The sequence below is a fragment of the Delftia sp. NA_296.1 genome (assembly GCF_052692095.1).
In genome coordinates, this window is sequence record NZ_JBQZGF010000011.1 from 153,652 (window position 1) to 167,624 (window position 13,973).

11 protein-coding genes are annotated in these 13,973 nt (G+C 62.1%); 5 read left to right on the forward strand and 6 right to left on the reverse strand.

The genetic code is table 11. From position 1 onward, the window contains the following. Positions 1 to 6 precede the first annotated feature (6 nt). The gene (locus tag ACUTR7_RS24335) at positions 7 to 609 is read left to right on the forward strand and encodes a NeuD/PglB/VioB family sugar acetyltransferase (RefSeq protein ID WP_239972329.1); all 603 of its coding nucleotides are present in this window, start codon (positions 7 to 9) and stop codon (positions 607 to 609) included. A gap of 33 nt (positions 610 to 642) precedes the next feature. Next, the gene (locus ACUTR7_RS24340) at positions 643 to 1,740 is read left to right on the forward strand and encodes a glycosyltransferase (protein ID WP_223275111.1); all 1,098 of its coding nucleotides are present in this window, start codon (positions 643 to 645) and stop codon (positions 1,738 to 1,740) included. Here the strand turns inward: ACUTR7_RS24340 and ACUTR7_RS24345 are convergent. The 3 genes from ACUTR7_RS24345 to metK form a co-directional block, all read right to left on the reverse strand. Then, a complete protein-coding gene (locus tag ACUTR7_RS24345) occupies positions 1,737 to 3,578 on the reverse strand; it encodes a glycosyltransferase (protein WP_239972328.1) in 1,842 nt (613 codons plus the stop codon). The genes ACUTR7_RS24340 and ACUTR7_RS24345 overlap by 4 nt on opposite strands. An 11-nt stretch (positions 3,579 to 3,589) precedes the next feature. Beyond that, positions 3,590 to 5,599 carry a tetratricopeptide repeat protein gene (locus tag ACUTR7_RS24350; RefSeq protein ID WP_445610009.1) on the reverse strand — a complete coding sequence of 670 codons (2,010 nt, stop codon included), beginning with the start codon at positions 5,597 to 5,599 and terminating at the stop codon, positions 3,590 to 3,592. Positions 5,600 to 5,832: 233 nt separating this feature from the next. Beyond that, positions 5,833 to 7,014 (reverse strand): methionine adenosyltransferase, encoded by a 1,182-nt coding sequence (metK, locus tag ACUTR7_RS24355; protein WP_374006805.1) that lies wholly within the window; start codon positions 7,012 to 7,014, stop codon positions 5,833 to 5,835. A 136-nt stretch (positions 7,015 to 7,150) separates the two neighbouring features. Between metK and ACUTR7_RS24360 the strand changes: the two genes are divergently transcribed. Both ACUTR7_RS24360 and ACUTR7_RS24365 read left to right on the forward strand, forming a co-directional pair. Then, positions 7,151 to 8,002, forward strand: a complete 852-nt coding sequence (locus tag ACUTR7_RS24360; protein ID WP_445610010.1) for a lysophospholipid acyltransferase family protein — start codon at positions 7,151 to 7,153, stop codon at positions 8,000 to 8,002. Next, entirely contained in the window at positions 7,999 to 8,865 is an 867-nt protein-coding gene (locus ACUTR7_RS24365; protein WP_012207400.1) for a lysophospholipid acyltransferase family protein, read from the forward strand. The genes ACUTR7_RS24360 and ACUTR7_RS24365 overlap by 4 nt, the downstream gene beginning before the upstream one ends. Here ACUTR7_RS24365 and ACUTR7_RS24370 read toward each other — a convergent pair. From ACUTR7_RS24370 to zwf, 3 genes are all read right to left on the reverse strand, one after another. Next, positions 8,859 to 9,770 carry an alpha/beta fold hydrolase gene (locus ACUTR7_RS24370; RefSeq protein ID WP_016450957.1) on the reverse strand — a complete coding sequence of 304 codons (912 nt, stop codon included), beginning with the start codon at positions 9,768 to 9,770 and terminating at the stop codon, positions 8,859 to 8,861. The two genes, ACUTR7_RS24365 and ACUTR7_RS24370, sit on opposite strands and share 7 nt — an antisense overlap. 45 nt (positions 9,771 to 9,815) lie before the next feature. Then, positions 9,816 to 10,568, reverse strand: a complete 753-nt coding sequence (yihA, locus tag ACUTR7_RS24375) for a ribosome biogenesis GTP-binding protein YihA/YsxC (RefSeq protein ID WP_445610011.1) — start codon at positions 10,566 to 10,568, stop codon at positions 9,816 to 9,818. Positions 10,569 to 10,791: 223 nt separating this feature from the next. After that, complete coding sequence (gene zwf / locus ACUTR7_RS24380) at positions 10,792 to 12,246, reverse strand: glucose-6-phosphate dehydrogenase (protein WP_012207397.1); 1,455 nt, start codon at positions 12,244 to 12,246, stop codon at positions 10,792 to 10,794. 142 nt (positions 12,247 to 12,388) lie between these two features. Between zwf and pgi the strand changes: the two genes are divergently transcribed. Next, positions 12,389 to 13,951 carry a glucose-6-phosphate isomerase gene (gene pgi, locus ACUTR7_RS24385; RefSeq protein WP_445610012.1) on the forward strand — a complete coding sequence of 521 codons (1,563 nt, stop codon included), beginning with the start codon at positions 12,389 to 12,391 and terminating at the stop codon, positions 13,949 to 13,951. Positions 13,952 to 13,973 lie beyond the last annotated feature (22 nt).

A 13,973-nucleotide genomic window follows, 5' to 3' on the forward strand; every position in this document is an offset into this window, starting at 1 on the left:
CGACGCTTGATCATCCTGGGATTTGGGGGGCATGCGCGTAGCGTTGCTGATGTTGCCTTGGCGTGCGGATATGGCAGCTTGCTTTTTGTGGATGAAAATGCCAAGCCGAATGAGAATTTTCTGGGTCATCCGGTTGTCGGTTCTCTTCCGGCCCTTGAAGGTGAGTCATGCGACGCCATTTCTGCTTCTGGGGACAACGCCAAGCGTGCTAAGCAGTGCCAAGATATCGAAGCCTCCTGTTTGAAATTGATTTCTTTGATATCTCCTTTAGCTAGTATAGGGTGCGGAAGTGTCATCGCTGAGGGAAGCTTTATTGCGCATCACTCGCATGTGGGGCCAATGGCCTCCATTGGCCGTGGTGCCATTATTAATACTGGCGCCATTGTTGAACATGAATCAGTGGTGGGGGATTTTTCTCACGTCTCTGTGAAATCGGTTATTGCCGGCAGAAGCACTATTGGGAGTTTCTCCATGCTTGGCGCAGGGGCTGTAATCATTGATGGATTGTTGGTTGGAAACCACTCGGTTATTGGTGCGGGTGCAGTGGTTTGCAATGCAATCACAGAGCCGGGGGTATATGTGGGTGTTCCTGCGCGCAAGCTGAAATAGTTCAGAAAAGTGGTCTTTGCAATGGCAATAGGCATGAAAAAAAAGAATTTTCTTCTGTATGATTTCATGCAGGTGGTAGGCGGTGCGGAACGCGTCACTCTCACTCTTGCAAAGGCACTTCCTGACTTTGAGACTGTGGTAAGTCGGTGCTATCCACAGGCACAGACTTTGTTGGATAAAACCTCCGTTGAAGTGCATGAACTCAAAGGAGGGGGGTCTGCCTTTTTGCCAAGAATTCTTGAAAGCATGTGGTGCTTTAGATTCCGTTCGCAATTTTTATATGATGCGGATCAGGTTGTTTATAGCGGATTTTATACACCATTTGCTGTATACAGTCAGCGTAAGGGGGTGCGTATTTATTATTGCCATACCATTCCTAGGTTTGCATATGATTTATATGAGGATTCTATAAAGAACTTTCATTTTTTATTACGCCCAATATATGCATTGTTCATATGGTGGTTCCGCCGTCAGTATGAGGCAGCTGTCGGTCGGATGGATAGAATTCTTGTAAACTCCGAGAATGTGAAACGTCGATTGAAGCTTCATACAGGATTTGACTCCGAGGTCGTATATCCGCCTGTCGCTACGCAGCATTTCAAGCAATTGGATGATGAAGGCTATTATTTGTCTACTGCCCGCCTGGTGCCGAACAAGCGCGTGGATGTCATCGTTCGTGCGTTCATGCAGACGCCTGAGCGGCGCCTTGTGGTGCTGTCAGGAGGGCCAGAGCTGGAGCGCTTGAAGCTGCTGGCTTCGGGTATGCAGAACATCATTTTCACAGGATGGCAGACTGATGATGAGCTCCGTAGATGGGTCGGTCATGCAAAAGCCGTGATTTACCTCCCTGTGGATGAGGATTTTGGAATGTCTCCTGTAGAAGCCATGGCTGCAGGAAAGCCAGTTATTGGAGTTGCACAAGGTGGGCTGCTTGAAACCGTCGAAGACGGTAAGACTGGGTTTCTTGTGGAAAATCCTCCGACTCCACAGGCCGTCATCGCTGCTATGGAGAAGATGGAACATATGCAGGCAGGCGAAATGTCCACGGCTTGCATTGCCAGCTCTCAGCGGTTCACGGAAGAGCGTTTCATACGACGGATGCAAGCGGAACTTTGTTTCGAGAGCATCTAGTCGGGTATTTTTTTCGAACGCAGGTGTGCCAATCCAAGAAGCGTAGAAACAGCAACATAGCGTATTGCATTGGCCCAAGACTGGAACATTCTGGATCGGTCGGGCTTTTTTGTATGTATGGGTAAAGCTACTTCGGCAATACCTAATTTTTCTCTGCGCATGAGCAGCAAAGTGCCTATATCTTGATAATCCAGCAACGTGGCATCTGGTGTGGCCGCAACGCGCAGTGCCGAATGTCTGTAGAGCCGAAAGCCGGAAACGAAATCACGTAATGGAAAGCCTGTGATAAATCGAAGCCACTGCCACGCAGCACGTCGAGCCCGACTGTAATTGTCTTCGAAGTAGCCAACAACCACATCGGCACTTGCATCTGCCTTGAGTAGCGTAGAAATCTCTTCGACCTCATAGCGTCCGTCGGCATCTATTGTGATGACTGATTCAAAGCCCTGTGCGAGTGCGTAGCGAATGCCTGTCTGCAGGCTGCCCCACGTGGTCATGGCCAAAAGGGGCCGCAGCACTCGTGCGCCGCTTTGTTCGGCGAAAGTGCACGTGGCATCAGTGCTGCGATTGTCTACCACGAGGATGGGGGCGTCCACCAGCGCTTTTGCTCGAAGCACGAGATGAGAAATGCTTGCCTCGTGGTTGCGGGTCGAGATCACCACCATCAATTCGTGGCGCGCTGATGCCGGAGCGAGGCCCGGCGCAAGATAGCGATAGTGCCGCGCCACAGCTCGCTCACATGCTCCAATGCCGAACATCCGTTGCAAAGCGATGGGACCGGCATTGCCTAAGCGTTCTCGCATCTGCCCGTCATGCTGCAAGCGTGCAATCGTACTGCGCCATGCCTCGATGTCTTCGAAAGGAACATGCAGTCCAGTGCGTGCTTGCGCAATAACCCATGGCATGCCGGAGCCCGGTAGGTCCGTGACAATGCATGGACGTTGATGCAGCATGGCCTCCAGTAGCACAATACCGAATGCTTCCGTGCGCTCACGTGAGGCCAAGCAGAAGATGTCGCACTCTGCAAACAGCGCATGCTTTTCTGCATCCGAAACGGAGCCTGTCAGTCGTACGGAGGGCAGCCTACCCGCGGGCGTGCATTGGCGTATCAGCTCTTCCAGGGATGCTCGCAGCTCGCCTTCTCCCGCAATCAGCAACTCCACGCCTGGCATGGCCGAGACGGCTCGGATCAAGGTCTCGAAGCCTTTGTAGTAGGTCAGCCGCCCGATGGACAACAGGCGCAGCCGGGTGTCGGGGCGCCAGCCTTGGCCGTGCTGCAGCGATGCTGGTGCAGGGATGGTTTCGAGGTTCAGGCCCAGCGGAACGATCTCGCATTTGCTGCGCCAAGTGCGCAGGGCATTGCTGGCCTCAAGATAGGGTGGCGACGTTGCGAATACCTGTTGGGCGCGTTCCAGCAAGGCCTGCTCGAACGGCCGGTACAGCATGTAGGCCAATGCCACGGACCACTTGATGTTGGACACCACCACATCGGAGTGCCAGTGGATGACCCAGGGCACGCGCCGCGCGATGGGCAGGGTCAGTGCCCAAAGCGCCGAGTTGTTGGGCAGATGCAGGTGCAGTACGTCGGGCTGAATGCGTTCGATGGCGCGGCCCAGTGCGCGCCGGAATCCCATGGCCATGGGGGCATAGACCAGATTGAATTGAACGGGCACGCGTTCCAGCCAGGCGGGATCATCCGGCTCCGGATCACCATGGACCAGGGCATGGGCATCGACACCCTGGCGTCGTTGCTCGTGTATCAGGTCGGCCAGAAAGACTTCCATGCCGCCCCGGTAGGGAGGGAAGAATTTACCGACGTGAAGTATGCGCAGGGCCATTGCAGAGGGCCTTACTTCGCTGGCTGGGGTTTGGCCGCCGACTGTTGGCTCAACTGGTTACGGATTTGCCTATATTGCGGATTTTGAGGCTCCCGCCGAATGGCCTGGTCCAAGTATTTCAGGGCTTCAGTCAGATTTCCTTGGCCGTGATAGGCCATGGCAAGACCGTACAGCGCAGGTGCGCTGGGGTCGCGGGCTACCAGCGGTTTGAGTAATTCCTTGGCTTGGGCACTTTCGCCCTTGCCAATCAAGGCCAGACCCATCCCGACAATCAATCGAGGGGCGCTAGGCGAGGTTTTCAGCAGAATTTGAAAGTCATCAAGGGCTACCTGATATTGCTGAGCCCCGATGGCTGTTTCTGCGCGCTTGAGGCGAAGGGTTTGCTCCATCTGCTTGGCGCTGGCAGTATCTTCCGCAGGCGCTGAGAGTGCTTTGGTGTATTCCTGGAGTGCTTCGCGAGGTTGGCCCAGGGCCAAAAGCGCCTCGGCTTTTTGGTAATGCAGAGCTTGGCCGTTGAAGCCCTTTGATTGCGCTGCCCAGAAGGCATTCAGGGCTTCGGAGAATTTCTTCTGCTGAGAAAGCACAGCACCCATGTTGAACAGCGCATTGCCTCCCAGGTCTCCAAGTGCGTTGGCCGTGGCGAAGTCCTGCAGCGCCTGGTCGAGCATGCCCTTGTCTGCGTGTGCTGTTCCTACGTTCAGGAAGGCACGGCCACGTCCCACGGCATTGGCGGGGGCTTTTTTGTCGATTTTTTCAGCGGCATCGGCCCAGGATGTGCCTACATCCTGAAGAGAGAGCACGCGTTCGAAAGCCAGGGCTCCGAACACCACGCCGATGACGATGCCGACGATGTAGATGGTGCGTGGTTTGACCCCCGTCAGCGCAATGGCCGCCAATCCCGGGATGGCCACAGCCCACAGATAGCTGCGATACAGAACGAAGGGGTCCTGCAGCCAGACCGTGGCGAATTCGGTCGCATACCAGAGCAGGGGAAACAGGAGGCAGAGCGCGACCAGGCCAATGACACCGGGACGCCTGAGCACGGCCCAGATCGAGCAGGCCAGCAGGGCCAGGTAACCGATCGCGCCGGCTAGGTGCCAGATCGAGCCGAAGCCGAGAGGAAATGCCGGTCGCAGATCGATGGACATCCAGCCCGCATAGGGAACGATCCACAGAAAGCCATAGGCAAAGAAAAGGGCTGCCTCGTTGAGGATGCTCAGGGGATAGATCCGAGAGGTGATGCCGGGTTGAAGGGCTTCCAATTGCCTTGCATAGCCCTGGGATTGCTCGTCGAAAATCTGACCCACCAGACTACCGAAGAAATGAAAGACGGCAGCCGAGGCAATGGCCAGCAGCATCAAGGCCACTCCCACAATGACCATGGCCGCCTTCATGCCGGGGCGCCTGACAAAAATGTAAAGCGGCACCACCATGGCGACTGTCAGAAACGCATGCTCCTTGGACAGTACGGCAAGCACATAGCAGATCAATGCCGTGGCATGCCAGAGAGCGCGCCCGCTCTGAAGCCCGCGCACAAAGGCCCAGCATGCCAGCACCGCGAACAGCGTTGCCATGACGATGGAGCGCTGCACCAGGTATCCAACGGCGTAGACCGCGACGGGGTTCAGTGCAAAAAGGATCAAGCCCAACTGCAGGGCTGCATCGCGCGATGCGAGGAAATGGGGCTGCTCTTCGATGTCATGCGGAAAGCGCGTCTGCGTCAGCAGGGCCTTGAACAGTGCATACAAAGCCGCTACGGCCGCGAGATGCAAGGCGATATTGAAGACGCGCTGCTTCCACCAGCCGGCTCCAAAGAGCTGTTCGATCCAGACGAAGCTGCCATACGACAGCGTGCGCTGTTTGAAATCCAGCAGGCTGCCATAGTTGCCGAAGATCGTTCCATCCGTCAGGCGCATATCGTCGAACAACAGCCCGTTGTTCAGGCCGGGCAGGTAAACGCCCAATATGGCCAGCAAAAGAAGGGCACTGAACCAGTAGATCGCTTTGGGGGAGGCAGCCATTGCTTCTTGTCTTGTCTCGGATGTGGCGGAGCTTGGATGGGTTGGCCTTGCAAATGGCCTCTCATGGGAAAAGCGCAGGCAGTTTAACAGCCGTGAAACCCGGTTACTGCGCCTGCTGCGCAAGTGATGTGAGTGTTGTGAGAAGGCCCGCGATGAAAAAAGCCCCATGTCGCGGCAGGCGTGGCATGGGGCTGGGAGGCCATCAGGTGGGGCTAGCGCCCCTGGCGTTTTGCTTACAGGCCGGCTGCAGCGCGCAGCACGGCTGCCTTGTCCGTCCGCTCCCAGGTGAACTCGGGCTCTTCACGGCCGAAGTGGCCGTAGGCGGCGGTCTTGCTGTAGATGGGGCGCAGCAGGTCCAGCATCTGGATGATGCCCTTGGGACGCAGGTCGAAATGCGCGGCCACCAGCTTGGCGATCTCGGCGTCGGGGATGACGCCCGTGCCTTCGGTGTAGACCGTGATGTTCATCGGGCGAGCCACGCCGATGGCGTAGGCCACCTGGATCTGGCACTGGCGTGCCAGGCCGGCGGCCACGATGTTCTTGGCCACGTAGCGCGCGGCGTAGGCGGCGCTGCGGTCCACCTTGGTCGGGTCCTTGCCGCTGAAGGCGCCGCCGCCATGGGGGCAGGCACCGCCGTAGGTGTCGACGATGATCTTGCGGCCGGTCAGGCCGCAATCGCCCTGGGGGCCGCCGACAACGAAGCGGCCCGTGGGGTTGATCAGGTACTTGGTGTCCTGCAGCCACTCGGAGGGCAGCACGGGCTTGATGATTTCCTCGATGATGGCTTCGGTGAAGCTGGACTTCATCCTGGTAGCCGATTCCGACTGGTCTGGGCTGTGCTGGGTGGATAGCACCACGGTGTCGATGCTGTGGGGCTTGCCGTCCACGTAGCGCATGGTCACCTGGCTCTTGGCGTCGGGGCGCAGGAAGGGCAGGCGGCCGTCCTTGCGCAGCTGGGCCTGGCGCTCGACGAGGCGGTGCGCGTAGTAGATGGGCGCGGGCATCAGCTCGGGCGTCTCGTCGCAGGCGTAGCCGAACATCAGGCCCTGGTCGCCGGCGCCGGTGTTGAGCTCGTCATCGCTGGCCTTGTCCACGCCCTGGGCGATGTCCTGGCTTTGCTTGTCGTAGGCCACGAGCACGGCGCAGCCCTTGTAATCGATGCCGTAGTCGGTGTTGTCGTAGCCGATGCGCTTGATGGTGTCGCGTGCGACCTGGATGTAGTCGACGTTTGCGCCGGTGGTGATCTCACCTGCCAAAACCACCAGGCCCGTGTTGGTCAGCGTCTCGGCCGCAACGCGGCTGTACGGGTCTTGGGCGAAAATGGCGTCCAGGATCGCGTCAGAGATCTGGTCAGCCACCTTGTCCGGATGGCCTTCAGAGACGGATTCCGAGGTGAAAAGAAAGTCGTTCGCCATATGAATAAACTCCTTGGTTGCAGCTTTTTTGCTGGGCGCTGCCCAAGCTGCAGGAGCTCTGGCGAACGCTTTAGCAGAAATTGTTTAACGTCGCTCTGCAAGTTGCTCAGTTAACTCAGCGACACCCATCATTTTAATGCCATCCCTGTTCCGACTGTTTGCTGCACTGCCTTTGTGGCTATTGCACCCCCTTGGCGCGCTCATGGGCTGGGTGGCGTTCGCCGCTTCGGCCACGTACCGGCGCCGCTTTCTGGCCAACGCCAGGCAGGCTAGCTACGGCCTGGGCGCCGTGGCGCCGGCCGTGGGACACGCGGGGCGCATGGTGGCGGAGCTGCCGCGCATGTGGATGGGCAGGCAGCCGAGCTGCGAGATGCACAACGAGGAATGCGTGCGCCGGGCCTACGCGGCCGGGCGCGGCATCATCTTTCTGACGCCGCACCTGGGCTGCTTCGAGCTGTCGGTGCAGCATGCGGCGCGGCAATGGTCGGCCGAGCATGGCGAGATCACCATTCTCTACCGCCCCGCGCGCCAGCCCTGGCTGGCCCGCGTCATGGAGACGGCGCGCAACCGCCCCGGCGTGCAGGCAGTGCCGACCACACTGGCCGGCGTGCGCCAGATGATCAAAGCGCTGCGCAAGGGCGCGGCTGTGGGGCTGCTGCCAGACCAGGTTCCGCCCGAGGGGCAGGGCGTCTGGTCGCCGTTCTTCGGCCGTGATGCCTATACGATGACGCTGGCGGCGCGCCTGGCGTTGCAGACGGGGGCCGCTGTGATCGTGGCCCGTTGTGAGCGCTTGTCCTGGGGGCGGGGCTATGCGCTGTATCTTGAGGAGTTGCCCGTGCCCTTGTCCGAGAATCTGGAAGCTGCGGTGCAGCAGATCAACGAGGCGATGGAACACACCATCCGCCAATGCCCGCAGCAGTACCTGTGGGGCTATGCGCGCTACAAGCAGCCGCGCCGTGAAGCACCTGCCAACGAGGTGCATGCATGAGCGGGCGCATCGGCGTGTGGCTGATGCGGTCGCTGGCCTGGATGCCGCTGCCGTGGCTGCGGGGGCTGGGTGCGTTTCTGGGGCGTGTGCTGTTCGTGCTGGCGGCGCCGCGCCGCAAGGTGGCGCTGCGCAATCTTGCGCTGTGCTTTCCCGAGCTGACCGAGGCGCAGCGCGTGGAGCTGGCGCGCAGCAACTTCATCGTCTTTTGCCAGACCTGGCTGGACCGCAGCTGGCTGTGGGCCGCGCCGCGCGAGGTGGTGGCCGAGCGCGTGAAGCTGCAGGGCGCCGTGCATGAGCTCGACGGCGATACGCCCACCATCCTGTTCGCGCCGCATTTCTACAGCATGGACGCGGGTGGCCTGGCGCTGCCTCTGCACACCACGCGGCCTTTCACCTCGATCTTCTCCACCCACCCGGACCCTGCGGTCGATGAGTGGTTCATGTCAGGGCGCCAGCGCTTTGGCGACGTGCGCATGCTCAACCGCGCCGACGGGGTCAAGCCCATCATCTCCAGCCTGCGCAAGGGCGGGCTGCTGTACCTTTTGCCCGACATGGACTTCGGCCGCAACGACTCGGTCTTCGTGCCCTTCTTCGGCGTGAACGCGGCCACCATCCCCTCGCTGTCGCGCTTTGCACGCCTGGGCCGGGCCAAGGTGCTGGGCATGTATACGCGCATGACACCCACGGGCTACGTGGCCGAGATCACGCCGGCATGGACGGACTTTCCCACCGACGATGCCGAGGCCGATACGGCCCGCATGAACCGTGAGCTGGAAGCGGCGATTCGCACCATGCCCGACCAGTACTACTGGGTGCACAGGCGCTTCAAGACCCGGCCCGAGGGCGAGCCTTCGGTCTACTGAACGGGGCGGGACAGGAACTGCTCCAGCGCTTGCCGCACCGCATCGGGCTGCTCGTGCACGACCCAGTGCGAAGTGCCAGCCAGGTGCTGCACCGTCAGGCGCGGCACCCACGGCTCCAGGCCTTCTACCAGGGCAGGCTGCAGCGCCGGGTCGCTGTCGCCCCAGAGCACATGCGTGGGCACGCCGATGTCCAGCATCTCGGGCGGCAGCCTCAGGTTGCGCAGTGCGTCGGCTGAGTCCGGATCTTCGGGCCGGGGCGGCACCAGGGGACTGGCGCCGTAGTAGTGGCAGGAGCCTTGCACGCCCAGGTCCCAGTGCTCGCGGTAGCGTTGCTGCAACTGCGGCGTGAGCCATCCGGGCAACTCGCCCTGCGGCGTGCGGAAAAATCCCAGCATGCGCTGCCAGTCGTTGTCGGCCAGCAGGGCGGGCGCGTCGGGGCGGCGCAGGAAATGCATGTACTGGCTTGCGGCCTGCTGCACGGGGTTGTCCAGCAACTCGCGCAGAAAGGCGCCTGGATGCGGGGCGTTGAGGATCATCAGCCGCTGCATCAGCCCGGGATGGCGATTGGCCAGACCCCAGGCCAGGGCACCGCCCCAGTCGTGGGCGATCACGCAGGCGGCTGGTGCGCCAGGGCTTTCGATGGCGATCAGCGCCGCCAGATCCTGCAGCAGGTGCTTGGCCTTGTACTGCTCCACGCCGGCCGGCTGGCTGGAACGGCCAAAGCCCCGCAGATCGGGGGCGACGCAACGCCATTGCGTGCCGAACTGCTCCAGCATGCCTTCCCAGATGAAGCTGCCTTCGGGAAAGCCGTGCAGGAACAGCAGCAACGGCCGGCCAGGTTCGCCGCTGACGCGGCAGTGCAGATGGATGCCGTGAGGCAGCTCGCGAATGCAGGTGGTCACCATGTTGCGCTCCTTGCGGGGCGCTGGCTACACGAGCGCCTCCGGGCGCTAATCTTGGGGGCTGTCGCTCTCGCCGGGCGTCGCGGCTGCGACGTCCGCCTGCGGTGCAGCGGCGGCCGGCTGGGCCAGCCCTTCGGGATGGCTCCAGTGCCACAGCAGCTGGGCCACCTCGTCCACACCCTGCTTCTTCAGCGCGGAGAACATGCGCACCTCGCCACCGCCGGCATTGAGTCGCGTGATGGACAGCACCTTGGCCTGCTCGGCACGCGTGAGCTTGTCGGCCTTGGTCAGCAGCACGAGGAATTTCAGGCCCTCCTGCACGCGCGGGCGCAGGGCATCGAGCAAGGCTTCGTCGAGTTCGGTCAGGCCCAGTCGCGGATCGCACAGCAGCACGATGCCCGTCAGGCTCTCGCGGCTGACCAGATAGTTCAGCATCACGCGCTGCCAGCGCTGCTTGTCCGTGCGCGACACGGCGGCGTAGCCGTAGCCGGGCAGATCGGCCAGCACGGCGTCGGTCACGCCCTGCTTGCCCAGGGAGAACAGGTTGATGTGCTGCGTGCGGCCGGGCTTCTTCGAGGCGAAGGCCAGCTGCTTTTGCTGCGTCAGCGTGTTGATGCAGGTGGACTTGCCGGCATTGGAGCGGCCCACGAACGCGATCTCGGGCACATCGACCTTGGGAAGATGGTGCAGTTGCGCAGCCGTCGTCAAAAAGCGCGTCGTGTGCATCCATCCCATGGCGAGCTTGGGATCGATCAGGGAGGAAGTGGGGGCGGCAACGGCAGCCGGCGCAGCAGGATTCATGGTGTGGTCAGTCTCTCGGGGCCTCATTGTAGGTTCCCCCATGATTCAGCGTTTCTCACGGGCCATAAGCCAACTGCGTGGCGCCATATGCAGGCGCGGCGCAGGAAGCTGGCGCTGTCAGGCGAGAGACGCCGAGCAAGAGTCGCCTCGCGGCGAGGGCGTCGTCCCCCTCCCTCGCGTAGCGAGTAGAGAGGGGGAAGGCGCGAAGCGCCTCAGGGGGTGCCTAAACCTCCTCGCTCCAGCAAAACCCATCCCGCGCAATCATCGCGCTGGCCGCGCTGGGCCCCCAACTGCCAGCCGCATAGCCGCGCGGCCCCGAGAGATCGTTGCGCCAGTGCTGCAGTATGGGTTCCACCCAGCGCCAGGCCTGTTCCTGCTCGTCGCTGCGCACGAACAGGTTCAACCGTCCGGCGATCACGTCCAGCAGCAGGCGTTCGTAGGCGCCCACGCGCTTGGCGCCGAAGCGCTGGTCGAAGTCCAGGTTCAGGTGCACGGGGGCCAGCGAAGGCTCGGCCTGCTGCTGGGTGGCGCCCTGGGCCAGCAGGTGCAGCTCCAGGCCGTCCTTGGGTTGCAGGTTGATGACCAGGCGGTTGGCTTCGGACAGGGGCGAGCGGAAGATGGGATGGGGCACGGGCCGGAAGTTCACGACGATGCGCGCATCCCTTCCTGCCAGCCGCTTGCCGGTGCGGATGTAGAAGGGCACGCCGGCCCAGCGCCAGTTGCAGATCTCGGTGCGCAGGGCGACGAAGGTCTCGGTCTGGCTGCCGGCCGCCACGCCTTTCTCTTGCTGGTAGGCGGGCACGGGCTGGCCCTGGCTGGCGCCGGCCAGATACTGGCCGCGCACCACGTGCTGGCTCAGGGTTTCCGGCGTCCAGGGCTTGAGCGACTGCAGCACCTTGAGCTTTTCGTCGCGGATGGCGTGGGCCGAGGCGTTGATCGGCGGCTCCATGCCGATGGCGCACAGCAGTTGCAGGGCATGGTTTTGCACCATGTCGCGCAGCGCGCCGGTCTGGTCATAGAAGGCGCCACGGCTTTCCACGCCCAGTTCCTCGGCAATGGTGATCTGGATGTTGGCAATGGTCTCGCGCCGCCACAGCGGCTCGAACAGTGCGTTGCCGAAGCGCAGGGCCAGCAGGTTCTGGACCGAGGGCTTGCCCAGGTAGTGATCTATGCGAAACACCTGCTCTTCGCGCAGGACCTTGCGCAGCGTGGCGTTGATGGCCTGGTTGGAGGCCAGGTCGTGGCCCAGCGGCTTTTCCAGCACCACGCGCGTCTGCGGGCCATTCAGGCCCACGGCGGCAATCTGCTCGCAGACCGTGGTGAACAGGCTGGGCGCAGTGGCCAGGTACATCACCACCGTCTCGGCACCGCGCGTGTTCAGCGCCGTGGCCAGGCGCTCGTAGTCGGCGGGTTGCGACAGGTCCATGCGCAGGTAGTGCAGCAGGGCCGCGAAACGCGAGAACTCCTCTGGACTGGGGCGCTTGGACAGTTCCACCTTTTCGAAGCGACCCTGGATGAGAGCGCGGTACTGGTCGTCACTCAGATCATCGCGACCGACGCACAGGATGCGTCCCCCCTCGGGGAGGGTGCCGTGGCGGAACGCCTGGAACAGCGCGGGCATGAGCTTGCGCCATGCGAGATCACCCGTGCCACCGAACAAAACCAGATCGAAACCCATGCTGTCTCCACAAGTTGATGTGCCTATTTTTTTTGGTAACTTGGTTACCAAAATTTTGAAGAATCGGATAAATTATAGGAAGGTATTGAGGTTTTGTTCCAGAGATGTGTTGTCGATTTGGTAATCAGATTACTTTCATCCCATGCTGTCCGTCATTCCCCAGCCCCCGCGCTGCGACCATGCCACTGTCTGGCCTGCGCTGCACCACCATGCCTTGGCCCTGCGCAAGGGCTTCGATCTGCGCCACGCCTTTGCCGATGATCCCGGCCGGTTCGCGCACTTCAGCCAGGAGGCGCCACACTGTTTTGCAGACCTGTCCAAGAACCTCTGGGATGCACCGGCCGAGGCGCTGCTGTTGCGTCTGGCGCGCGAGTGCGCAGTGGAGCAGCAGCGCGATGCCATGTTCGCCGGCGAGCACGTCAACGGCAGCGAGGGCCGCGCCGTGCTGCATGCGCTGCTGCGCTGCCCGCGCGGCGAGTCGCCGCCGGGCCTGGCATGGGCCCTGGCCCAGGTGCACGAAACGCTGGATGCCATGCTGGCCTATGCCGAGCGCGTGAGGGCCGATGCCGGCATCACCGATGTGGTGTGCATGGGCATCGGCGGATCAGGCCTGGGGCCGCAGATGGCCGTGCAGGCGCTGCAGGGAATGTGCGATGCACGGCGGCGCATGCACTTCGTCTCCAACGTGGATGGGCATGAGCTGCAATCGGTGCTCGATGGGCTGCAGCCGCGCAGCACGCTGTTCATCGTGGCCTCCAAGGTCTTCAACACGCAGGAGACGCTGACCAATGCGCGCAGTGCGCTGCAATGGTTCCATGCGCAGGGCGGTGAAGATGTGGCGCGGCATTTCGTGGCGCTGACCACCAATGCCTCGGCGGCTGCGCAGATGGGCATCACCACCACTTTCGGATTCTGGGACTGGGTGGGCGGGCGCTATTCGCTGTGGTCGGCGATCGGGCTGCCCGTGGCCCTCGCCGTGGGAGCAGCGGCATTCCGCGACCTGCTGGCCGGCGCGCATGCCATGGACCACCACTTCCGCACGACACCGCTGCAGGCCAACCTGCCCGTGCGCCTGGGCCTGCTCGATGTCTGGAACCGCAATCTGCTGGGCTTTGCCAGCCGCTGCATTGCGCCCTACCACGCAGGCCTGCGGCGCCTGCCGGCCTATCTGCAGCAACTGGAGATGGAGAGCAATGGCAAGCGCGTGGATCGCCAGGGCCGGCCGCTGGCGCTGGGCTCAGCCCCCGTGCTCTGGGGCGAGCCGGGTACGGATGGGCAGCATGCCTTCTTCCAGATGCTGCACCAGGGTACGGACATCGTGCCGCTGGAGATCATCGCCGTGCAGCGGCCGTCGCACGGCCTGCAGGGCCACCATGAGCAACTGCTGGCCAACGCCCTGGCCCAGGCCCAGGCCTTGATGCAGGGGCGTTCCTGCGATGATGGCCATCGCCACTTCCCGGGCAACCGGCCCAGTACCTTCGTACTGCTGGATGCGCTCACGCCGGCGGCGCTGGGTGCGCTGATCGCCTTGCAGGAGCACCGCGTGTTCGTGGCGGGCGCGCTGTGGGGCCTCAACAGCTTCGACCAGTGGGGGGTGGAGCTGGGCAAGCTGCTGGCGCGCGACCTGCAGCAGCGCCTGGCCAGCGGGGATGTGGCGGAGCTCGATGCATCGACCGCAGGACTGCTGCAGCGCATGCGGGCCTGACGCCCCTGGCAACACATTGCCG

Coding starts and splice junctions, on each gene's coding strand:
- ACUTR7_RS24340 (WP_223275111.1), top strand. CDS start 643: ATGAAAAAAAAGAATTTTCTTCTGTATGATTTCATGCAGGTGGTAGGC.
- ACUTR7_RS24345 (WP_239972328.1), bottom strand. CDS start 3,578: ATGGCCCTGCGCATACTTCACGTCGGTAAATTCTTCCCTCCCTACCGG.
- ACUTR7_RS24350 (WP_445610009.1), bottom strand. CDS start 5,599: ATGGCTGCCTCCCCCAAAGCGATCTACTGGTTCAGTGCCCTTCTTTTG.
- metK (WP_374006805.1), bottom strand. CDS start 7,014: ATGGCGAACGACTTTCTTTTCACCTCGGAATCCGTCTCTGAAGGCCAT.
- ACUTR7_RS24360 (WP_445610010.1), top strand. CDS start 7,151: ATGCCATCCCTGTTCCGACTGTTTGCTGCACTGCCTTTGTGGCTATTG.
- ACUTR7_RS24365 (WP_012207400.1), top strand. CDS start 7,999: ATGAGCGGGCGCATCGGCGTGTGGCTGATGCGGTCGCTGGCCTGGATG.
- ACUTR7_RS24370 (WP_016450957.1), bottom strand. CDS start 9,770: ATGGTGACCACCTGCATTCGCGAGCTGCCTCACGGCATCCATCTGCAC.
- yihA (WP_445610011.1), bottom strand. CDS start 10,568: ATGAATCCTGCTGCGCCGGCTGCCGTTGCCGCCCCCACTTCCTCCCTG.
- zwf (WP_012207397.1), bottom strand. CDS start 12,246: ATGGGTTTCGATCTGGTTTTGTTCGGTGGCACGGGTGATCTCGCATGG.
- pgi (WP_445610012.1), top strand. CDS start 12,389: ATGCTGTCCGTCATTCCCCAGCCCCCGCGCTGCGACCATGCCACTGTC.